Here is an 18,821-nt window from a genome sequence, read left to right as displayed (position 1 = left end):
GCCCGGTCATTCCGAAGTTCGTCGCCGGCGACATGCCCTGATCGAACCTCGAATAGCCTGATGACAACGCCGGCCGGGCCTCGCGCCCGGCCGGTTTTTCTTTGCGCTCCGAAGTGTCGGGGCGTCGCAGCGCGAGTCGCGGGCGTGAAGGCGGCAGTTATATCGCAGTGCGATATATGCGGCGTTTGGACGCAGGAGAAATTGTCGCGTCTGCGCCCGAAGGCGCATAGAATTTATGCATAGAGTCTCGCACCGGCCGAGGGCTCGCAGGCGCGAGCGACGCCGCGACAGGTCGACGAAATAGCGATTTCAAATCGATTCCTTTTTGCACTAAGAAAATCGGGACAAGCGAGGGCGAGGATTTTCGCCTCTCGATGCTCGAATCAAAAAAAAGGCGACGCGGCGACCCTCGAGGCGCGCGTGGTCGGGAGGAAGGAAAGCGATGATCGTTCGTTCCGTGAATTCGTGTCTGTTGGCGCTCGCGTTGCTCTTCGCATCCTTCTCCGCGACTCCGGCTCGCGCCGGGGGCGACGGCCCGGAAGCGATGGTCATGGACAATATGTGCATGGTCATGTTCGGCTATGACATGATCCACATCACGGCCTATGAGGCCGAAGGCGCGCGTGAGCAATATTGCGAGCACATTCCCTTCGTCGGCCGCGTCATCTTTACTTTCGATATCGCCAATCCGGATTTTCGCGACCTGCCGCTCGAACTGCGCATCATTCGCGATCCGCTGACGCCGATCTCTGCAGATACGGATCTCGATCCGCTCACCATCATTCATCTGCCGGCGAAGCTCTATAAGACCGGCACCTTCAACTTCGAGCACAAATTCACCGATAAGGGTCATTTCATCGGCTATGTGACGCTCACCCGAGCGAATGGCGAGAAAGAGACCCAGCAGTTCAAATTCATGGTCGGTCAGACGCTGTGGTCCTTCGTGCCGCAGGCGCTCGGCGCCGTGCTGATCGCGCTCATGGTGGGCGTCTATTGGCGCCACAGCAAATCGACGCCGAAAAGCGCGAATCCCGTCGACGCGATGAAGTCGTCTTGAACGGATGCAGTCGACTGACCAGATCATGATGTGAATAAGCCGATAATATGGAGGAGCGACGATGAAGGTGAAGCTCGGAGCCGGTCTCGTGGCGGCGTTTCTATGCGTGAGCGCCGGCGCGGCGTTCGCCCATTCCTTTCTGGTCGACGCATCTCCGTCGGCCAAGGATCATGTCGCCGCTTCCCCCAAGATCGTGAAGCTGCGCTTCGGCGGCGGGGTGGAGCCCAATTATTCGACGATCTCGATCATCGATGCCAATGGCAAGACGGTCGTCGAAGGCGCGAAGGGCGCGCCCGAGAAGCCGCGCGAGCTGACCCTCGACGCGCCCGATCTTTCGGCCGGCAAATATACCGTGAAATATCGCGTTCTCTCCTCGGATGGCCACATCGTCGAGGGGAAATACGAATTCACGGTCGACGCTCGCTAACTCTGGCTCTCGAACAAAAATGAAAGCGGGCGGCGCCGATCGGCGGGGCGCCGCGCCGCGTTCGTGAGCGTAACGGAAGTCGAAACTCATGGAATTGGCGACGCTTCGCTTCGTGGAGAGCGTTCTGTCCGCTCTCGCCGTCGGACTATTGCTGCTGCCTCGCCTCATAGAGGAGGATGGCGCGCGTTTCAAAAAGCCGGTGGCGGCGGCGGCGATCCTGCGCCTGTTGTTCGGCTTCGGCCTCATCCTGGCCTCGGCGCGCAACATCATTCCGGCCGGCCGGCCGCTCGACTCGGCCTCGCTGCTTCAATTCATCACCGGCACGGTGATCGGCAAGGCCTGGGTGGCGACGCAGATCCTCGCCGCCATTTTCGCCGCGGCGGCATTGCTGCGGCTGCGGGTGAAAAATCTCTGGCTCGATCGCGCGACTCTCGGGCTCGGGCTCGCGGTGCTCGCGGTCGTCTCCGTCACCGGCCATGCGGTGGACGACAGCCTGCCGATCTATACGCAGCTGAGCTTCCCTTTCCATACTCTGGCGGGCCTCACTTGGATCGGCGGCCTGCTCGGCCTCGTCTATTGGATGATCACCGGCCGCGGCAAGCCGCCGGAGGAGGCGTGGCGCCTCGCCGAGCGCTGGTCGCTCGTCGCCAAGGCGGCCATGGTCATCGTGCTGATCAGCGGCCTTGTCCTGGCCTGGGAGACGGTCGGAAGCTTCGGCTTCATGCTGGCGACGCCCTATGGGCGGCTGCTCACCGTCAAATTGGCGCTGCTCTGCGCGGCCTTGCTGCTCGCCCTTTCGCTGGCGCGCTATCTGACGCTCGCCGGCTCCAAAAAGAGCTTCGATTTCGCCTGGTACGGCAAGATCGGCGGCTTCGAGGGGGCATGCGCGCTCGGCCTTTTGTTCATCGCCGGCTGGATCGCCACCATCACGCCGGCGGCGCATGAGACCAATGTCTATTGGCCGCTGCCATTCCGCGTCACTTGGGCCGGCACTTGGGGCCTCAAGGTCACGCCCTGGATCGACCCCACCTGGCAATGGGGCGTCGCCGGCGCGGCCTTGGCGGTCGTCGCCGGCCTGGCCTGGTTCGCGCCTGCGCTTGCCGCCGCCATGGGTTTCGCGCCTTTGCCGCGGCTGCGCGATTGGCGAAAATATTCGACATCGGCGCTGGCGCTGGCGGCGGCGGTCTGCGGCACGGTCTCGCTGTCGGTGCAAGCCTATCCCGAGACCTATACCGATCCGCCCATCGCTTACACGGCCGCCTCGGTGAAGCGCGGCTATGAGACGTTCCAGGCCAATTGCATCGCCTGTCACGGCGTCACCGGCGAGGGCAATGGGCCCATGGCCAAGGGTCTGCCTGTGGCGCCCGCCGATCTCACCGCGCCGCATGTGGCGACGCATACGCTCGGCGATATTTTCCATTGGCTGACCTATGGCGGGCAGAGCGGCGTCATGCCGGCCTTCGCCGATACGGTCACAGAGGACGAGCGCTGGGACCTCATCAATTTTCTCACGGTTCTGTCGAACTCGAACCAGTCGCGATTCTTGAGCCCCAAGGGCGTGATCCAATGGCTCGTCGCGCCCAATTTCGCACTGGACGATCCCAAGGGCGAGATCGACGATGTCGAAAAGCTGCGCGGCGTGCCGACGCTGGTCTCCTTTGCGCGCTGCAAGCCGGAAGAGGCGGGTTTTGCAGATCGCGTCGTGAGCCTGAACGCCGCCGCCGAGACGGTGAAGGCGATGGGCGCGCATCATGTCACCGATTATTTCGGTGAATGCCCGGCCGATCCGAGCGCGCTGACGCCCAGTCATCCCGACGCCACGGAGCTCACCTATTCTCTCATCAACCATTATCTCGACGAGCCGGTCGTCAATGAGATTCCGGAAGGTCATTTCCTGATCGATCGCTCCGGCTATGTTCGAGCCCGCTTCCGCCATTTTGGGACCGACGACGGCAATCTCGCCTTGCTGAAAGCGCAGATCGCGCTGACCGCGAAAGAGCCGATCGTCTATGTCTCGCCGCATCAGCATTGAGCGGCGAGACGAAATGGCGCGCAATTCGTCGTATGGTCGCGATGCGGCGGACGGGGCCGAAGGCCCCGCAGACAATCAAGCGACGAATGCAAAGTCCGACGGCTTCGTCGGCGTGTAAGGGAGAACGCACATGATGATCAAGCGGCGTGATCTATTGGCGGCGGGCGGCGCTCTATTGGGCGGCGCGGCGTTGGGCGTCTCGACTCCGATGCGCTCGGCGCAGGCTCACGAATATGAGCTCGGCAAGCTGACGATCGAGCATCCCTGGGTGCGCGCGCCCAAGGACGGCGAGACCACGGCTTATTTCTACGCCTTCATCCACAATAAGGGCGGCGCCGACAAGCTCATCGCGGTGAAATCGCCGAATGTCGGTAAGGTCACTTTGCACTCCGACGCCAAGCATACGATCGCGCAAGGCGGCATCGCCATCGCGGCCGATAAGACCACGACACTCTCGCCCGAAGGCCCGCATGTCGTGCTGGCCGAGGTCAAGAAGATCAACCCCGTCGGCTGGGGAATGGAGCTCGTTCTCGTTTTCGAGAAGGCGGGCGAAGTGACGGTGGACGCGGCCGTCGACGCGCCCGACGCCAAACATGCGCATGACGCCGAGGCGATGCAGCGCTGGGAAAAGGCCCATCCGGAAGGCGGCGTGACCTCGCCGGCCGGCGACGCCAAAGAGCAAGGGCATCACCACGATCATCACGACCACGGCGATCACACGTCCAAGGACATGAAATGATCGTCCGGCCATCGTGATTCGATGCGCGGTTCGGCCTCGGCCGGGCCGCGCTTCTCACTACCTCAGTCGGTCGAATCCAAGCTGAGCAGACGGCCGGAAAAATCGCTCGCGTCGGAGGAGACGGCGGGCGTCGGCGGCGAACTGCGCGGGGCGTTGAGCGGCAGGGCGAAGCCCAGGACAAAGGCTGCGAGCGCCATAGCGGCGACCAGGAAAAGAGAAACCCTGAACTGACGCCGCGCCGACTCCGGATCGAAGCTGCGCGTAAAAGCCGGCTCCATACGGTCTTCGAACTTGTCCACCAACGACATGACGCACCCTCTCCGGGACGCTCCCCCGAACGTCCGACGCGTCGCGACCGCTCCCACGATCGCTCGGCGAAGAATAAACGGCGGCGCGCGCCGAAAAGTTTCACGTCGGGAGCAGTGGGCGGCAATTTTTTTGGCGAGGTGAATTTTTTGTGGTCGTCAAAGCGTCGATCGTAGCGGCGCAGCGGCGCCCGCATGGCGAAAACATGCGTCGCGCGCATTTGAGACAATTAGCGCGAACAATGTCGCCAGAGTGATCGCCCCGAGAGGGAGCGACAGCGCTGTCGCTATCGGACGCGCCACGAGAGGAATGACAAAGGCCGCGGCGAGCGCGCTCTTCATATAAGGGCCGAAGCCCCGCTCGAGTCCGAGAGACGCGAGCAGAGCGAAGGCGGGCGCGAGCGCCGTCATATCGTAATCGAGACAATAGGGCGTCGAGAGGAATGTCGCGACGATCGCTCCGGCGGCTTTGGCGCGATCATCGGCCCTGCTGCGCCACAGCCAGACGAGCGCGGCGAGCGTCGTGGCCGTGACCAGCGTCTGCGCGGCATAGGCGGTCGAGATGTCGGCGCCGAGCAGGCGGGCCGCAGCGAAGACGCTCTGGATTTTCGGAAAGCCTGCAGCGCCGCGCTCGACGACGAGATCGCGCGTGACGTCGAGATTCTGCGCGAAGGCGACCCAGCTCTCGGCTCCGAAGAGGGAGAGGCTGGCGAGCGTAATGACGGCGAGCGCGGCGGCGGCGAAGGCGAGCGCCCGCCAATGGCCGCCGACCATGAGCGCCACCGGCAGAGCGAGCGCGAACTGCGGCTTATAGGCGAGCAGCGCGAAGGCGAGGCCGGCGAGCGCCGGACGGCGCTCCAGAGCGAGAAAGCCGAAGCCGAGCAGAGCGGCGGTCAAAAAGCCGTTCTGCCCATGGCCGAGATTGACTAGCACCGCCGGAAAGGCGAGCGCCAGCAGCGCGACGCGCCAGCCCTCGACGCGCCAGCCCTCGACGCTCGTGGCGGCGCAGCGCATGAGCGCGATCAGGGCGACGAGATAGAGCGCGAGCGTCGCCATTTGCCAGAGGGCCAGCGCCTCGAGATAGGGGAGATGCGCGAGCGCCGCCGCCGGCGCGAGAAAATAAGGCGGATAATGCCAGCCGAAGACGTCGCTATCGGCGCCGAATTCCGCGCGCTGCGCGGCGATATGGCGCTCGAGGTCGAAAGGCGCTTCCGGATGGTCGCGCAAAGTCTCGAGGCCCGCCACCCAGACCTGGCTGAAATCCGTGCCGAGCGGATGGCCATTGACGTCGAAGCGGCCATTGGCCGTCATCAGCACGGCCGCGATACAGCCGATTGCGAGCAGCAGCAGCATGGCGGGATAGACGCGCAGGCGCTCTTCGTCGAGCCAGTCGCCGCTGCGCAGCTTCTCCCACATGTTCCGCGCCCTTCCAGTGCCTTCCCGCCGGTTCGGCGTCGGAGCGAGCTTAGGCGCGAGAGGTTAATCGCTTCGTTTCGACGCGGGGGCGGAGGCGGATTTTCGATTGCCGGGCGCCGCTGCGGCGTCTATCTTCGAGACTGCGATTGTGCAGCGCACACATGCCCAGAGGAGTTCCCCAAATGGCCTTTATCGCCGACGCTTTGTCACGCGTGAAACCTTCCGCCACGATCGCCGTGACGCAGAAGGCGCGTGACCTCAAAGCGCAGGGCAGGGAGGTCATCTCGCTCTCGGTGGGCGAGCCGGACTTCGACACGCCGACGCATATTTGCGACGCCGCCGTCGAGGCGATCCGCCGCGGCGAGACGCGCTATCCGCCGGTGCTCGGCATTCCGCCGCTGCGCGAGGCCGTGGCCAAGAAGTTCAAGCGCGAGAACGGCCTCGACTACAAGGCCTCGGACGTGATCGTCGCCACCGGCGGCAAGCACATTCTTTTCAACGCCTTTCTGGCGACGATCAATCCCGGCGACGAGGTGATCGTCCCGGCGCCCTATTGGGTCAGCTATCCCGAGATGGTCGCCATTTGCGGCGGAACCACTGTCTTCGTCGACACGACGATGGAGCATGGCTTCAAGCTGCAGGCGGCGGACCTCGAGCGCGCCATCACGCCGCGCACCAAATGGCTGGTGCTGAACTCGCCCTCCAACCCGTCCGGCGCCGCCTATACGCATGACGAGCTGAAACAGGTCGCCGAGGTGCTGCTGCGCCATCCGCAGGTGCATATTCTCACCGACGACATCTATGAGCATCTCGTCTATGGCGATTTCAAATTCGCCACCATCGCGCAGGTCGAGCCGGGCCTCTTCGAGCGCACGCTGACGATGAACGGCGTTTCCAAAGCCTATGCGATGACCGGCTGGCGCATCGGCTTCGCCGCCGGCCCGGCGCCGCTCATCAAGGCCATGGACATGCTGCAGGGCCAGCAGACCTCGGGCGCCTGCTCCATCGCGCAATGGGCGGCGGTCGCGGCGCTGGAAGGCCCGCAGGATCATCTCGCCGTGTTCCGCAAAGCGTTTCAGGAGCGGCGCGATCTCGTCGTCTCCATGCTCGGCCAGGCGAAATATCTGCAATGCCCCTCGCCCGAGGGCGCCTTCTATGTCTTCCCCTCCTGCAAGGAGGCGATCGGCCGCAAAACGCCGGAGGGCAGAGTGATCGCGAGCGACGTGGATTTCGTCACCGCTCTCCTGGAGGCGGAAGGCGTCGCCGTGGTGCAGGGTTCGGCCTTCGGCACGGGACCGAATTTCCGCGTCTCCTATGCTGCGTCCAATGCGACGCTCGAGGACGCGTGCTCGAAGATACAGAGGTTCTGCGCGAGCTTGACGTAAATGGCCGAGGCGACAAATCGGGCGCAGGCCGTAAAGCGTGACCTGTCGGTCCTGCTTTCCGACCTTCGCGCGTTCGAATTGCGCATGACGGTGAGGATGGGCGGCCTGACGATCATCGCGACCGGCATCATCCTCGCGGCGCTTCGGCATTTGCCGCGCGCGCACTGAATTTCTCGCCTGAAAGACAGAAGCAAATTTGACGGCGGCGACGCATCGCGCCGCCGCCGTATGAAATCGGCTTACTTCGTCGCGGCCTCGTAGAGCTCCTCCACATATTCCCAGTTCACGAGATGCTCGAGGAAAGCCTTGAGGAAGTCGGCGCGGCGGTTGCGGTAGTCGATGTAATAGGCGTGCTCCCACACATCGGCGACCAGCAGCGGCTTGGCGCCGAACACCAGCGGGTTCTCGGCGTTCGGGGTCTTGCGCACGGCGAGCTTGCCGTCCTTGATCTCGAGCCACACCCAGCCCGAGCCGAACTGGCCGAGACCCTGGGTCTGGAACTCTTCCTTGAACTTGTCGACCGAGCCGAAGGACTCGACGATCGCCTTCTCCACCTTGGCGGGAATCGCGCCGCCGCCATTGGGCTTCAGCCACTTCCAATATTCGGAGTGGTTGTAGATCTGCGCCACATTGTTGAAGATCGGCACGTTTTTGCCATAGGAGGCGACAATGATCTCCTCGATCGGCTTGCCCTCGAACTCGGTGCCTTTGATCAGATTATTGGCGTTGGCGACATAGGTCGCATGATGCTTGTCGTGATGATATTCGAAGGATTCCTTCGACAAATAGGGCTGCAGCGCATCATAGGCGTAGGGAAGGTCGGGAAGGGTGAAGCTCATAATCCTTGCTCCTGACTTGGGTTCGCGAGCGCAGCATTCTCCGCTCGCCTCTACCTAGAACCCGGCAGGGCTCCAAGCAATCTCGCACGGCCGCAGTCTAACAATTTTCGTGCAAAGCTCGGACGACAAGCGCATTCCGGGCGCGAAAAAACCCGCCCGATGGGGATCGGGCGGGCTCGAAGGGGCGGTTTCTCACTCGGCGTGGTGAAGGGCGCCGTCTGCGCCGGGCTCGGTCGGCGGGCGTCGCCAGGCGATCAGCCAGAGGCCGGCGGAGAGCGCCAGAAATCCGATTCCATAGAGGACATATTCGATCATGTTCCACAGGCTGAGCACGCCGACGCGGAAGGGAAAGCGCGAACTCCACTCATGGCCGTCGCGATCGGCGACGGTGATGATGGCCACATAATTTCCCGCCTCCTTGAAGTCATGCTCGAAGGTCATGGTGGCGTTGCGATGGATTTTCGGCGGCGCGTAGAACTCGGTCGCCGCGGCGCTGTCGCCAGCCTCGCCGACATCCTTGACGATGCGCACGCCGATGGCGATGTCGCGCACATCCACGGCCGGAGCCGGGGGCGCCGCATTGGACGCCTGATTCTGCGCCATGTAGGAATCGGGGAGTCGTCCAGACTCCACGGCGGTCAGCGCGATCACCGTCGGGCCGGTTCTGACGATATCGTCGCAGAATTCTTCGGGCTCGCCTTTGCGTTGATAGCCGATGAAATGCACTTTCACCGGGCCGACCGTCGCCACGCATTCGTCCTGCTCGAGCTTTACGCCGCCATGCGCCAAAGCAGAACCGGTCATGGCCGAGGCTGCAGCCAAGACAAGTACAAATAAGCTACGCCTCATAGAGCGCGTATCCATGGTTTCGACTCCCCTGAATGAGGCGGATCGTCGCCGATCTTCGTTATGGAGACTTCTGTCTCCTCTTTTGATGTTTGGTTCTGCGACCACGAAATCCATGTGGCGTTACGACGCATATTTGTTGTTTTCGAGGGGCTTGAATATTATCTGCCGGCGCCGGTCGCAGGGCGCGCGAAGCCCCTCCATAATCACGCCGGAATTCTCGCGCCGAATGGCAGATGAAAACCGTCCGAGCGACGCGCGGGCCGGCGTGCTAACAGAACGGGACGACGCGATTGCGTCATGCGAGAGCAAAGAGGCGGAACATGCGAGGCGTCTGGTTCTTTCGTCTGTCGCGTTGGGGCGTGGCGGGGCTCGGCCTGACGCTCGCGCTCTGGGGCGTGGCGGCGATGTTCGAAGGCTGGGACAAAATCCAGATCGAGCGCGGCTGGAGCCTGTTCATCTCGGGCGCCGTGGCGGTTTCTGGAGGCGTGGTGACGCTGGCGATCGCCGCCGCTCTGTCGCGGCTCGATCATGCGCTGGCGACGCTCGCTCCGCGCGTCGCGGTCCCGGCCGCCGCCGCGGAACCGCCTGCTCCCGTCTCGCCGCCGGCCACGGCGACCCCGGCCGTGGCGTCGCCGCCGGGATTCGAGGCCTATGCGCCGAAACGTTTCGTCGCGGAAGAGCCGGTCGAGGTCGACCGCTACGAGAATGGCGGCGCGCTCTATGTGATGTTTTCGGACGGCTCGGTCGAGATTCGCGACGAGGGCCGCGTGCGGCGCTTCGCTTCGCTTTCGGAACTGAGGGCGCAGGTCGGCGCGTGACGTCTCAGATCGCGAGAGAAATTGTCACCGGCACATGGTCCGAGGGGCGCGTCCAATTGCGCGCTTCGCGCAGCACATGCATCTGCTCGAGCGTTTCGGAGAGCGCCTCGCTCGCCCAAATGTGATCGAGCCGGCGGCCGCGGTCGGATTTCTCCCAATCCGAGGCGCGATAGCTCCACCACGTATAGAGCTTCTCCTCCTTGGGCACGAAGCGACGCATGGTGTCGATCCAGCGTCCTGCGTCGATGACGCGGCCGAGCTTCTCGACCTCGATCGGCGTATGGCTCACCACTTGGAGCAGCGCCTTGTGGCTCCAGACGTCCTGCTCCAGCGGCGCGATATTGAGATCGCCGACGAGGATCACGCGGCCGTCGGTCACGCGATCACGCTGAATCCATTCGGCCATCTCGTCGAGAAAATCGAGCTTATGCGCGAATTTCGGATTGATCTCGCGATCGGGCTCGTCGCCGCCGGCCGGCACGTAGAAATTATGAATGGTGAGCGGCGTCCCGCCATGGGCGAAGCCGACGGACACATGGCGCGCGTCGCCTTTCTCGCAGAAATCGCGCGTCTCCAGCAGTTCCATCGGCTGTTTCGAGACGATGGCGACGCCGTGATAGCCCTTCTGGCCATTGATGGCGAAATGCTCATAGCCGAGCGCGCGAAAATCCGAATAGGGGAATTCGGCGTTGCGGCACTTGGTTTCCTGCAGGCAGATCGCGTCCGGCGCGTGCTCCTTCAAGAATTGCGCGACGATCGGCATTCGCAGGCGCACGGAATTGATGTTCCAGGTGGTGATCTTCATCCGCTTGTCGTTTTCTCGAGAGGGAAAATCCGCGCCGCCGTTCAATCAGCCGCCGCTACGGTCGCCGAACAAGAAAGGCGCCACGTCGGCGACGCCGGGCGGCTTTTCGGCGCTGAAGGGCATGGGACGGCAGACCGCCATGGCCGAGAGGCCGACGCGCGCCGTCAGCAGGCCGTTGAGCACGCCCTCGCCGAGCTTGGCGGAGAGCTTGGCGGCGATGCCGTGGCCGACCACCTGCTGCAGGATCGAATCGCCGATGGCGAGCCCGCCGGTGATGGCGAGATGCGCGCCGACCGAGCGCGCGAGCTTGAAAAAGCCCAGCATTCCCGGCCGTCCGCCATAGATTTCGGCGATGCGGCGCATCAGCCTGATCGCCTGCGCGGCGACGAACAGCACGTCGAGCAGCGCGCGCGGGCTGACCGTGGTGACGATGGAGACGCGCTTGGAGGCGTCGGCGATCTCGCGGCGCGCCTGCGCGTCCAGCGGATGCGCGATATGGCGCTCGGCGAGATCGACGAGATCGCGCCCGTCGATGATCTGCTGCGAGAATTCCAGCACCAGCGCGCGCGCGCGGCCGGTCTCGGGGCGGTCCTCATAGAGCTTGCACAGCTCTTTCACATGTTCGCGCGCGGCTTTGATGTCGTCGCGCCGGCGCGCCTCGGCGAGGGCGATATGCAGCCGGGCGACTCGGTTCTGCCGCGCGATGGCGACGATTTCCTTGGCGAGCATCGCCAGCGCCGCGACCAGCGCCGCGCCGGCGAGGGCGAGCCCGACCGTTCCGAGCAGCGCCGAATGGGCGAAGAGGTCCTCGACGAGATTGGTGAGCCACATGCCGCCGGCCAGCGACAGCAGGCCGGCCAAGGCCGAGACGAACAAGCCGCCCCAGGAGACCAGCATGCTGCGCAGGACTCCGCGCTTCTGCGCGGCCTCGATCGCCTTCTCCTCCTCGACGAAATCGCGCGGCGTCTCGGCCTCCAGCGCGAAGACGTCGATCTGCGCCTCGACCATGCTCGGCTGTGCGCGCTCCGCCTCCTGGGGCCGCGCGCTCGCGGGCCGCGCGCTCTTGGGCGGAACGATCTGCTCGCCGTCGAGGCGAAAGGCGCGCGGGCGCGGTCTGCGTTCTGGTTCCGTCATCTCTGTCGCTTCGATAGCGCTTTCGCCCCGCAGCTTTCTAGCGCATGGGCGAGCGCCCTGCTCGGGAAAATTGCCGCGCGCGCCGAGCTCTCGACAGAAATCAGCGGGGGCGGGGCGCGCTCCCCCAGCCCCCGCGGGACGGCTCAGGCGGGAGCCCAGGCCTGCCGTGCGGCGAGCTTTTCATTTTGCTCGACCGCCCGCAGCCGCGCCGGGCGATTCTCGAGGCCGCCCCAATAGGCTTCGAACTCCGGTCTCTTCTCCAATACGCCGAAGCGCATCCCGAAGCCGATCATCGAGCCCACATAGACGTCGGCCGCGCTGAAGGCGTCGCCCGCTATATAGCGCCGGCCGGCCAAGGCCGCCGCCAGCGTGTCCACCACGGCGGCGTAGGAGCCGTAGCCGAAACGGCGCTGCATGTCGGCGGCGGGGTCCCAGCCGACGGAATGGTTGGTCATCGCCGGCTCCACGCAGCCGGCGGCGAAGAACAGCCAGCGATAATAGGCGCCGCGCTCGGCCGGCGGCGGCGCGAGGCCCGCCCGCGGAAAAGCGTCGGCGAGATAGGCGCAGATGGCCGCCGCTTCGGTCACCACTTTGTCGCCGTGGCGGATCGCCGGCACCTTGCCCATCGGATTGATCGCGAGAAATTCCGGCGATTTGATCGACGTCCCATAATCCTCGATCTCGATCTCATAGGGCGCGCCGATCTCCTCGAGCAGCCAATGGACGATCATGCCGCGCGATTGCGGATTTGTGTAGAAAGTGAGCGCATCGGACATGAGGTCTCCTTTGGTTCGTCCCGATATGGAACGTGCATAAGCCGAGGCCCTGTCAGATTCTGTCAGTATGGAGCGGCGCCACTCCTTTTGCAGCGCATGACGCCGGCGTGGCGGGCGTTCGTCCAGCAGGGTCGCCGCCTCGATCCGGTCGGCGCGGAAATGGCGGAAATCGCCTCTGAGCTCGCACCAAGCGACGAGCACGCGGACGGATTCGAAAAAGCCGAGCGCCACGGGCCAGACGACGCGCTGGGTGCGCGCGCCTTTTCCGTCGTTGTAGGAGATGGCGAGCTTGCGCTCCTCGCGCAGCGCGCCGCGCAGCAGCTTCAGCTCCGCGGATTGGGCCTTGCGCCAAGGCGGGCCGATGATGAGCGCCTCGTCCTGCGATCGCATCCGCAACCCTTGCGGTAGAACCGCGGATATTTTCGCCATGGCGCAATTCGCGGCGCGCGATAGCCCGTCGTCGGTGCGACGCGCGACCCATGCGGCGCCGAGCGCCAGCGCCTCGATCTCTTCTTCGGAGAACATCAGCGGCGGCATCAAAAAGCCGGGACGCAGAACATAGCCGACGCCCGGCTCGCCATCGATCTCCGCGCCCATGGCCTGCAGCGCGGCGATGTCGCGATAGAGCGTGCGCAAGGAGACGCCCGCCTCGCGCGCGAGTTCTGCGCCGGCGACGGGATGTCGGCGGCCGCGCAGCAGTTGCAGGATTTCGAAGAGGCGGCCAGCGCGAGACATGAGCGCGAAATTAGCACGAATGCGCGGCGCGGATCGCGCTATTCGACCGGCGGAAAGGGCAGCTCGATCTGGCGCGCGAGCAGGGCGGCGAGCTGAGACTGGCGAGCGACGCCGGTCTTGGCGAACACGCTTTTGAGATGCGAGCGAACGGTCGCCGAGGTCGTGCCGTGCCGTTCGGCGATCTGCTCCGGCGACAGGCCCTCGGCGATCGCGCCGGCGACATTCGCTTCGGCGGCGGTGAGATCGAAGAGACCGCGGATCAGCGCCGTATCGGGCGCGCCGCTCCTCGTGACCGGCGTGACCACCATCAGGCCGTAGCCGCCGTCGAAGAAATCGCGCGCATCGGCGATCATCGGAACGAGATGGACGAGGACCGTGACCTCGGCGCGGCCACGGGCGGGAAAAGAGCGCGCCGTCACGGCGGCGGGAGCGGAAATATCGGCGAGCGCCCGCCGCAGCAGGGCGTCGGCGGAGGCGTCGGCGAGCGCGACGCGATCGCCGGGCAGCCATTTGACATGGCGCGTCAGCTTCTCGATGAGAGCGTTGGCGACCAGCGCCCGGCCGCGCAAATCGAGGATCACGGCGGGAAGTCCGATCAGCGACAACGCTTCGGTGGCGGCGCGCAGCCGTTCTAGCCGCCAACGCGCCGCCAGAAGTCCAGCGCGGGCGAGATGCGGGCGAAAGGAGTCGAGGCGCGCGATGGCGTCCGGCTCGAAGCGCGGCCGGCCGGCGTGGCGCGCCAGATGGACCACCACGAAATCGTCGGTCGGCATGGGCATGGCCATCGCCGCGGCATGGTGCAGGCCATTGGGAGCTCCCCAATGCGTCATCACCGGATCGGCGAGCCATTCCTCCGCCGTGAAGACTTCGGCGGCGTCGACGAAGCCGGCCCGATTCGCCGCGAGCAGCCGCGCGGGCGCCTCGCTGCGCGCGACCTCCGGCGATCGGAGATATTCGTCGACCCCGACCATTCCGGCGGAAAAGCGCCAGCCGGCCCAGGCGTCGCTGCGTCGCGTGAGGATGACGCCGCCCGCGGCGTCGGCCGAGGCGGCGAGATCATGCATCACCTGCGGCCACAGATCGGGATCGGTGGCGGCGCGATAGATGTCTGCGATGAGGCGGTCGGAAGCGGTCATGGCGGAACTCGACAGCGAATATAACGTTTCGAGGCGAGAAACTACACTCTTGGTAAACTGTTGGACCAGCTTCCGAGCCGATCTCGGTCGGGGCTCGGCCGAGTTCGATCTGGTTTTCGTCGATCGGCTCGTCGTCTTGCGGGGAACGGCGCGCTCGACTAGTTTGCGCGCCGCGTTCGGCGAAAGGCGCCGGCCGCACGACGCGGGTCTTTTTCCTTGGCGTTCTTTTCATTTCCGGAACTCGGCGCGCTGGCGGTCGGCTATCTGCTCGGCTCGATCCCGTTCGGCCTGCTGCTGACGCGGCTCGCCGGGACGACGGATATTCGCTCCATCGGCTCGGGCAATATCGGCGCGACCAATGTGCTGCGCACAGGGCGCAAGGATCTCGCCGCCGCGACCTTGCTGCTCGACGCATTGAAAGGCGCGGCCGCCGCGCTGGTCGGCGGGATGATCGCGCCCGACGGCGCCGTAATCGCCGCCGCGGCGGCCTTCGTCGGCCATATCGCTCCCGTCTGGCTGCGCTTTCGCGGCGGCAAGGGCGTTGCGACATTTCTCGGCGCGCTGTTCGGCCTCTCCTGGCCGGCGGGCCTCGCCTTCGCCGGCGTGTGGCTGTCGATGGCGGCGCTGTTCCGTTACTCGTCGCTCTCGGCGCTCGCGGCGAGCCTGGCTTCGCCGCTCGTTCTCGCAGCCGGCGGCCGTCACCGCGAGGCGATCGTCTTCGCCGCAATGGCGGCGATGCTGTGGTGGAAGCATCGCGACAATATCCGCCGCCTGCTCGCCGGCAGCGAGAGCCGCATCGGGCAGAAGGCATGAGCGAGCCGTCCTCCGCTTCGCGATTGACGGAGGAGCAGCTCTTTCATTGGCTGCGGCTGATACGTTCCGAGAACGTCGGGCCGCGCACATTTCGTCAGCTCGTCAATAAATTCGGCGGCGCGCAGGCGGCGCTGGAGGCGCTTCCCGCTCTTCTCGCGCGCTCCGCCCATGGACGAATGATCCGCATCGCCGAGCCGGACGACGTGCGCGCGGAGATGGAGCGCGCGAAGCAGCTCGGCGTTCGTTTCGTGTCGCTCGGCGACGCCGATTATCCCGCGCCGTTGCGCGCGATCGAGGCGGCGCCGCCGCTGCTCGCGCTGCGTGGCTCGGCGGAGATTTTGTCGCGTCCCTGCGTCGCCATCGTCGGCTCGCGCAACGCCTCGGCCGCGGGACTGACTTTTGCCGAACGTCTCGCGCAGGGCCTCGCGCGCGAAAATTATGTCATCGTCTCCGGCCTCGCGCGCGGCGTCGATCTCTCCGCCCATCGCGCGAGCCTCGCCGCGGGAACCATCGCCGTGCTCGCGGGCGGCCATTCGCGGCCATACCCTTCCGAGCATCGGCCGCTGATCGAGGAGATCATCGCGCGTGGCGGCGCCGTGGTGACGGAAATGCCGCTCGAATGGGAGCCGCGCGGCCGCGATTTTCCGCGTCGCAACCGCATCGTCTCGGGCCTGTCGCGCGGCGTCGTCGTGGTGGAGGCGGCGCGTCGCTCCGGCTCGCTCATCACCGCGCGCTTCGCCATGGAGCAGGGCCGCGAAATCTTCGCCGTTCCCGGCTCGCCGCTCGATCCGCGCGCCGAGGGGACCAATGATCTCCTGCGCCAGGGCGCCACTCTCTGCATCGGGCCGGACGATGTCACGCGCGCGCTCGCCGCCGGCGCCGGGCGCCAGGGCGATCTCTTCGGCGAAGGGGACGCGCCCGCCGAGGAGCCGTTCTGGGAAGAGATGGACGATCTCTTCTCGCTGCAGGAGCGAACGAGCGCCTTCGCGCATGATCGCGCTGCGCCCGTGGCTCTCGTGTCCGTGGCTCCAGAGCCCGCCGAGAGCGCATCGCGAAACGGAGAGCCGGCCACGGACGACGAGACGACAGACACAGTCGATCCGGTGACGCGCGTCACGGCGTTGCTCGGCCCGGCGCCTGTCGCGATCGACGATCTCGTGCACGCGGCGGGGCTTCCCGCGCGCGAGGTCAACGCCGCGTTGCTGGAGCTCGATCTCGCGGGACGTCTCGTGCGACACGGCTCCAATCTCGTCTCGTTGGCGTGAGCGCGCGTCGCGCCGATCGCGTCAGCGCCCGTCGCCGACGGCGGCCGCCTCGCGCGATTTCGTCTCCGCCTCGACACGCGCCAGATTGAGGAAATAGGCGAGCATCGTCAGCTCGGACCGATTCGCCATCGTCGCCAGCTCGCCCGCCATTTCGGCAATGTAATTGGCGAGAGACGCGATCGTCGCTTCCGACTGTGTGGGGATGACGTCTCGACTGTCGGACATATTTTCCTCGCCTCGGCGCGAGGCGCGCGCCGGCAATTCGAATTTTCAACCTATAGTCGTAAAATGCCTCGCTGACGATGCATTGTCAACGAGGCCCGAGCCGCGTTTCGTCGCGCCGTCGGGCTCGCTGTCAAGCCTTCGTGGAGGGTCGTCGCCGTGGCGGCGGCCGAAGAAATTCGGCGAGATACAACTCAAAGTTTTCATATTTCGGGCGCGCTCAGGCGACACCAGCGTTAACGGGGCGTTTTTTTTGACGCTCGACGGTCTGGACGGAAAGTAAGCGCGCCTTAGTTCCCCTTCACCTGGACCGCTGTTCTTCCATCGGAACGGCGGCGTAATTGGAATTTTTCTCGAGGCGCGACTTGAGCGACCGATGCGTTGGGGGACTGATATGTGCGTTGGCTTGTCTTCACCGACCGCGCTCCTCCCGGCGCATCCGGTCGTCCGCGCCATCGTGACCGCCGTTACATGATGAAACGTCTGCGCCGGTGCTCGCGCGCCGCGACGAAAGGTTCCGGCCGCCTGGTTCGGGCGGCGGGAAAGGGGGGCGAGAGCCACGAGGAGGCTTGGGTCATGAGCAAGGTTGTGAAGTTGTCTCTGCTCGGCGCTGCTGGCGCCGTGATCGGCTTCGCCGCGCCCGGCGCGGCGGTGGCCGGACCGGTCGGCATGGCGAATGTCGCGTCCGTGTCGCTTCCGGCGTCGACGGACGAGGTTCATTACCGTCGTCATCGCGAGGGCCGTTCCGCCCATTACTGCCCACCGCGTCGCATCGAGCATCGCACGGTCTATGTGCGCCGCATCATCGAGCGCCGCACCGCCTACTATCCGTTGTATGAGCGCCGCACGGCCTATGTCGCGGCTCCGGTGGCGACTGCGGTCGCCGTGCCGGTCGTTGCGGCGACCTACGCGTATCCGTCCTATGGGTATGGGTATGGCTATGGCGCCGGACCCGGCATCATCGGCGCCGGCGCCGGTCTTCTCGGCGGCGCGCTGAACATCGGCTTCGGCGGCGGCGGCTGGGGCGGCGGCTGGGGTGGCGGCTGGGGTGGCTGGGGGCGTCGCGGCTGGTGGTGAGCCAGTCGTCCTAGCCTCCCGTAGCGAGGCGCCCCAGCCTGTCTAGGGCGCCTTGCAGAATATAGGCCGCGGCCATGCGATCCACGACCTCGGCCCTTTTGGCGCGCGACACGTCCTGCGCCAGCAGCTCTCTGGTGACGGCGGCGGTGGAAAGCCGTTCGTCCCAGAAGGCGTAGGGCGTTCGGCGCATCGCGTCGAAATTGCGCATGAAGGCCCGCGTCGCTTGCGCGCGCGGGCCTTCAGAGCCGTCCATGTTGAGCGGCAGGCCGACGATCAGCGCGGCGATCTCATGCTGCGCGATCAAGGCGACGAGCCGCTCGGCGTCCTTGGTGAATTTCACGCGGCGGATCGTCTCGAGCGGCGTCGCGAGGCGGCGCTCGACGTCCGACAGCGCGAGCCCTACGGTCTTCGTGCCGACATCGAGCCCGATCAGCCTGCTTTTTTGTGGCAGCAGAGCGGCGAGCTCCTCGAGCGTCTTTTGTCCGGCGGTCATGCCTATTCGCCTAGCACGTCGCGCGGTTTTCTGGAAATCCGGCGCGCTCGTTGCATCACGGGCGGACGCGCGCATTGCGCCCTCGAAGCCGCGAGTGGTATAGCGCGCGGGACGAAGTCGGAACGGAGCTCCATAAAATGTCCGTCGATCAGGCGACTGTCCGCCGCATCGCCCATCTCGCGCGCATCGCCGTCGAGGACCAAGAGGTCGAGCGCCTCGGCGCGGAGCTCAACGCCATATTGGATTTCGTCGCCGAGCTGTCGAGCGTCGATGTCGCGGGCGTCGAGGCTTTGACCTCCGTTCTGCCCATGCAAATGAAGAAACGGCAGGACGTCGTCACCGACGGCGGCTTCGCCGACGCCATTCTGGCCAATGCGCCGGAAAAGGACGACCATTATTTCGTCGTGCCCAAGGTCGTGGAATAAACGCCTTCCGCAAAGACGAGCGACGCCCGCCAGACGCGGGCCTTTGAATAAGACACGAACGAGCGAAACGCAT

General features: G+C 65.3%; 21 protein-coding genes. 11 read left to right on the top strand and 10 right to left on the bottom strand.

The window, feature by feature from the left end; genetic code table 11:
* Nucleotides 1–442: 442 nt before the first annotated feature.
* The 4 genes from FMZ75_RS14895 (at nt 443) to FMZ75_RS14880 (ending at nt 4,255) form a co-directional block, all read left to right on the top strand.
* Nucleotides 443–1,057 (top strand): hypothetical protein, encoded by a 615-nt coding sequence (locus FMZ75_RS14895; RefSeq protein ID WP_108918536.1) that lies wholly within the window; start codon nt 443–445, stop codon nt 1,055–1,057.
* 61 nt (nt 1,058–1,118) lie between these two features.
* Nucleotides 1,119–1,484: a copper resistance CopC family protein gene (locus FMZ75_RS14890; protein ID WP_108918535.1), complete on the top strand. Its 366-nt coding sequence runs from the start codon at nt 1,119–1,121 to the stop codon at nt 1,482–1,484.
* 88 nt (nt 1,485–1,572) lie between these two features.
* A complete protein-coding gene (locus FMZ75_RS14885; RefSeq protein ID WP_166143871.1) occupies nt 1,573–3,516 on the top strand; it encodes a c-type cytochrome in 1,944 nt (647 codons plus the stop codon).
* A gap of 130 nt (nt 3,517–3,646) precedes the next feature.
* Complete coding sequence (locus FMZ75_RS14880; RefSeq protein ID WP_108918533.1) at nt 3,647–4,255, top strand: copper chaperone PCu(A)C; 609 nt, start codon at nt 3,647–3,649, stop codon at nt 4,253–4,255.
* A gap of 62 nt (nt 4,256–4,317) precedes the next feature.
* On the opposite strand, the gene FMZ75_RS14875 is transcribed toward FMZ75_RS14880, so the two are convergent.
* Nucleotides 4,318–4,563 carry a hypothetical protein gene (locus tag FMZ75_RS14875; protein WP_108918532.1) on the bottom strand — a complete coding sequence of 82 codons (246 nt, stop codon included), beginning with the start codon at nt 4,561–4,563 and terminating at the stop codon, nt 4,318–4,320.
* A gap of 156 nt (nt 4,564–4,719) precedes the next feature.
* Nucleotides 4,720–5,976, bottom strand: coding sequence for a glycosyltransferase family 87 protein (locus FMZ75_RS14870; protein ID WP_166143869.1), 1,257 nt, complete (start codon nt 5,974–5,976; stop codon nt 4,720–4,722).
* A gap of 182 nt (nt 5,977–6,158) precedes the next feature.
* On the opposite strand from FMZ75_RS14870, the gene FMZ75_RS14865 reads away from it, so the two are divergent.
* Both FMZ75_RS14865 and FMZ75_RS14860 read left to right on the top strand, forming a co-directional pair.
* Entirely contained in the window at nt 6,159–7,361 is a 1,203-nt protein-coding gene (locus tag FMZ75_RS14865; RefSeq protein ID WP_142864413.1) for a pyridoxal phosphate-dependent aminotransferase, read from the top strand.
* Nucleotides 7,362–7,529: a hypothetical protein gene (locus tag FMZ75_RS14860; protein ID WP_166143866.1), complete on the top strand. Its 168-nt coding sequence runs from the start codon at nt 7,362–7,364 to the stop codon at nt 7,527–7,529.
* Nucleotides 7,530–7,600: 71 nt separating this feature from the next.
* Here the strand turns inward: FMZ75_RS14860 and FMZ75_RS14855 are convergent, their stop codons facing one another.
* Both FMZ75_RS14855 and FMZ75_RS14850 read right to left on the bottom strand, forming a co-directional pair.
* Nucleotides 7,601–8,200, bottom strand: coding sequence for a superoxide dismutase (locus tag FMZ75_RS14855; protein ID WP_142864414.1), 600 nt, complete (start codon nt 8,198–8,200; stop codon nt 7,601–7,603).
* 192 nt (nt 8,201–8,392) lie between these two features.
* Nucleotides 8,393–9,004 carry a hypothetical protein gene (locus tag FMZ75_RS14850; RefSeq protein ID WP_246659992.1) on the bottom strand — a complete coding sequence of 204 codons (612 nt, stop codon included), beginning with the start codon at nt 9,002–9,004 and terminating at the stop codon, nt 8,393–8,395.
* Between the two features lie 365 nt (nt 9,005–9,369).
* On the opposite strand from FMZ75_RS14850, the gene FMZ75_RS14845 reads away from it, so the two are divergent.
* Complete coding sequence (locus FMZ75_RS14845; protein ID WP_142864416.1) at nt 9,370–9,867, top strand: hypothetical protein; 498 nt, start codon at nt 9,370–9,372, stop codon at nt 9,865–9,867.
* 4 nt (nt 9,868–9,871) lie between these two features.
* Here the strand turns inward: FMZ75_RS14845 and xth are convergent, their stop codons facing one another.
* From xth to FMZ75_RS14825, 4 genes are all read right to left on the bottom strand, one after another.
* A complete protein-coding gene (gene xth, locus FMZ75_RS14840; RefSeq protein ID WP_142864417.1) occupies nt 9,872–10,672 on the bottom strand; it encodes an exodeoxyribonuclease III in 801 nt (266 codons plus the stop codon).
* 45 nt (nt 10,673–10,717) lie between these two features.
* Entirely contained in the window at nt 10,718–11,806 is a 1,089-nt protein-coding gene (locus FMZ75_RS14835) for a YcjF family protein (RefSeq protein WP_108918524.1), read from the bottom strand.
* A gap of 143 nt (nt 11,807–11,949) precedes the next feature.
* A complete protein-coding gene (locus FMZ75_RS14830) occupies nt 11,950–13,317 on the bottom strand; it encodes a WYL domain-containing protein (RefSeq protein ID WP_166143864.1) in 1,368 nt (455 codons plus the stop codon).
* Nucleotides 13,318–13,355: 38 nt separating this feature from the next.
* The gene (locus FMZ75_RS14825) at nt 13,356–14,453 is read right to left on the bottom strand and encodes a helix-turn-helix transcriptional regulator (RefSeq protein ID WP_166143861.1); all 1,098 of its coding nucleotides are present in this window, start codon (nt 14,451–14,453) and stop codon (nt 13,356–13,358) included.
* Nucleotides 14,454–14,669: 216 nt separating this feature from the next.
* Between FMZ75_RS14825 and plsY the strand changes: the two genes are divergently transcribed.
* Together plsY and dprA are read left to right on the top strand one after the other, a co-directional pair.
* Entirely contained in the window at nt 14,670–15,266 is a 597-nt protein-coding gene (plsY, locus tag FMZ75_RS14820) for a glycerol-3-phosphate 1-O-acyltransferase PlsY (protein WP_142864420.1), read from the top strand.
* A complete protein-coding gene (dprA, locus tag FMZ75_RS14815; protein ID WP_166143858.1) occupies nt 15,263–16,531 on the top strand; it encodes a DNA-processing protein DprA in 1,269 nt (422 codons plus the stop codon). The genes plsY and dprA overlap by 4 nt, the downstream gene beginning before the upstream one ends.
* A 21-nt stretch (nt 16,532–16,552) precedes the next feature.
* On the opposite strand, the gene FMZ75_RS14810 is transcribed toward dprA, so the two are convergent.
* The gene (locus FMZ75_RS14810; protein WP_142864422.1) at nt 16,553–16,756 is read right to left on the bottom strand and encodes a hypothetical protein; all 204 of its coding nucleotides are present in this window, start codon (nt 16,754–16,756) and stop codon (nt 16,553–16,555) included.
* 573 nt (nt 16,757–17,329) lie between these two features.
* On the opposite strand from FMZ75_RS14810, the gene FMZ75_RS14805 reads away from it, so the two are divergent.
* Nucleotides 17,330–17,830 (top strand): hypothetical protein, encoded by a 501-nt coding sequence (locus FMZ75_RS14805; RefSeq protein WP_166143855.1) that lies wholly within the window; start codon nt 17,330–17,332, stop codon nt 17,828–17,830.
* Between the two features lie 10 nt (nt 17,831–17,840).
* On the opposite strand, the gene ruvX is transcribed toward FMZ75_RS14805, so the two are convergent.
* Nucleotides 17,841–18,323: a Holliday junction resolvase RuvX gene (gene ruvX / locus FMZ75_RS14800; protein ID WP_024880149.1), complete on the bottom strand. Its 483-nt coding sequence runs from the start codon at nt 18,321–18,323 to the stop codon at nt 17,841–17,843.
* Between the two features lie 137 nt (nt 18,324–18,460).
* Between ruvX and gatC the strand changes: the two genes are divergently transcribed.
* Nucleotides 18,461–18,748 (top strand): Asp-tRNA(Asn)/Glu-tRNA(Gln) amidotransferase subunit GatC, encoded by a 288-nt coding sequence (gene gatC / locus FMZ75_RS14795; protein WP_166143853.1) that lies wholly within the window; start codon nt 18,461–18,463, stop codon nt 18,746–18,748.
* The last annotated feature ends 73 nt before the right edge of the window (nt 18,749–18,821 follow it).

Source organism: Methylosinus sp. RM1, from assembly GCF_011378635.1.
Taxonomy (GTDB): Bacteria; Pseudomonadota; Alphaproteobacteria; order Rhizobiales; family Beijerinckiaceae; genus Methylosinus; species Methylosinus sporium.
The sequence above is the reverse complement of the archived record's forward strand: the minus strand, read 5'-3'. Positions and strand labels throughout refer to the sequence as shown.

Excerpts from the sequence above, each read along its gene's own strand:
- FMZ75_RS14895 (WP_108918536.1), top strand. The coding sequence starts at position 443 with ATGATCGTTCGTTCCGTGAATTCGTGTCTGTTGGCGCTCGCGTTGCTC.
- FMZ75_RS14890 (WP_108918535.1), top strand. The coding sequence starts at position 1,119 with ATGAAGGTGAAGCTCGGAGCCGGTCTCGTGGCGGCGTTTCTATGCGTG.
- FMZ75_RS14885 (WP_166143871.1), top strand. The coding sequence starts at position 1,573 with ATGGAATTGGCGACGCTTCGCTTCGTGGAGAGCGTTCTGTCCGCTCTC.
- FMZ75_RS14880 (WP_108918533.1), top strand. The coding sequence starts at position 3,647 with ATGATGATCAAGCGGCGTGATCTATTGGCGGCGGGCGGCGCTCTATTG.
- FMZ75_RS14875 (WP_108918532.1), bottom strand. The coding sequence starts at position 4,563 with ATGTCGTTGGTGGACAAGTTCGAAGACCGTATGGAGCCGGCTTTTACG.
- FMZ75_RS14870 (WP_166143869.1), bottom strand. The coding sequence starts at position 5,976 with ATGTGGGAGAAGCTGCGCAGCGGCGACTGGCTCGACGAAGAGCGCCTG.
- FMZ75_RS14865 (WP_142864413.1), top strand. The coding sequence starts at position 6,159 with ATGGCCTTTATCGCCGACGCTTTGTCACGCGTGAAACCTTCCGCCACG.
- FMZ75_RS14860 (WP_166143866.1), top strand. The coding sequence starts at position 7,362 with ATGGCCGAGGCGACAAATCGGGCGCAGGCCGTAAAGCGTGACCTGTCG.
- FMZ75_RS14855 (WP_142864414.1), bottom strand. The coding sequence starts at position 8,200 with ATGAGCTTCACCCTTCCCGACCTTCCCTACGCCTATGATGCGCTGCAG.
- FMZ75_RS14850 (WP_246659992.1), bottom strand. The coding sequence starts at position 9,004 with ATGACCGGTTCTGCTTTGGCGCATGGCGGCGTAAAGCTCGAGCAGGAC.
- FMZ75_RS14845 (WP_142864416.1), top strand. The coding sequence starts at position 9,370 with ATGCGAGGCGTCTGGTTCTTTCGTCTGTCGCGTTGGGGCGTGGCGGGG.
- xth (WP_142864417.1), bottom strand. The coding sequence starts at position 10,672 with ATGAAGATCACCACCTGGAACATCAATTCCGTGCGCCTGCGAATGCCG.
- FMZ75_RS14835 (WP_108918524.1), bottom strand. The coding sequence starts at position 11,806 with ATGACGGAACCAGAACGCAGACCGCGCCCGCGCGCCTTTCGCCTCGAC.
- FMZ75_RS14830 (WP_166143864.1), bottom strand. The coding sequence starts at position 13,317 with ATGTCTCGCGCTGGCCGCCTCTTCGAAATCCTGCAACTGCTGCGCGGC.
- FMZ75_RS14825 (WP_166143861.1), bottom strand. The coding sequence starts at position 14,453 with ATGACCGCTTCCGACCGCCTCATCGCAGACATCTATCGCGCCGCCACC.
- dprA (WP_166143858.1), top strand. The coding sequence starts at position 15,263 with ATGAGCGAGCCGTCCTCCGCTTCGCGATTGACGGAGGAGCAGCTCTTT.
- FMZ75_RS14810 (WP_142864422.1), bottom strand. The coding sequence starts at position 16,756 with ATGTCCGACAGTCGAGACGTCATCCCCACACAGTCGGAAGCGACGATC.
- FMZ75_RS14805 (WP_166143855.1), top strand. The coding sequence starts at position 17,330 with ATGAGCAAGGTTGTGAAGTTGTCTCTGCTCGGCGCTGCTGGCGCCGTG.
- ruvX (WP_024880149.1), bottom strand. The coding sequence starts at position 18,323 with ATGACCGCCGGACAAAAGACGCTCGAGGAGCTCGCCGCTCTGCTGCCA.
- gatC (WP_166143853.1), top strand. The coding sequence starts at position 18,461 with ATGTCCGTCGATCAGGCGACTGTCCGCCGCATCGCCCATCTCGCGCGC.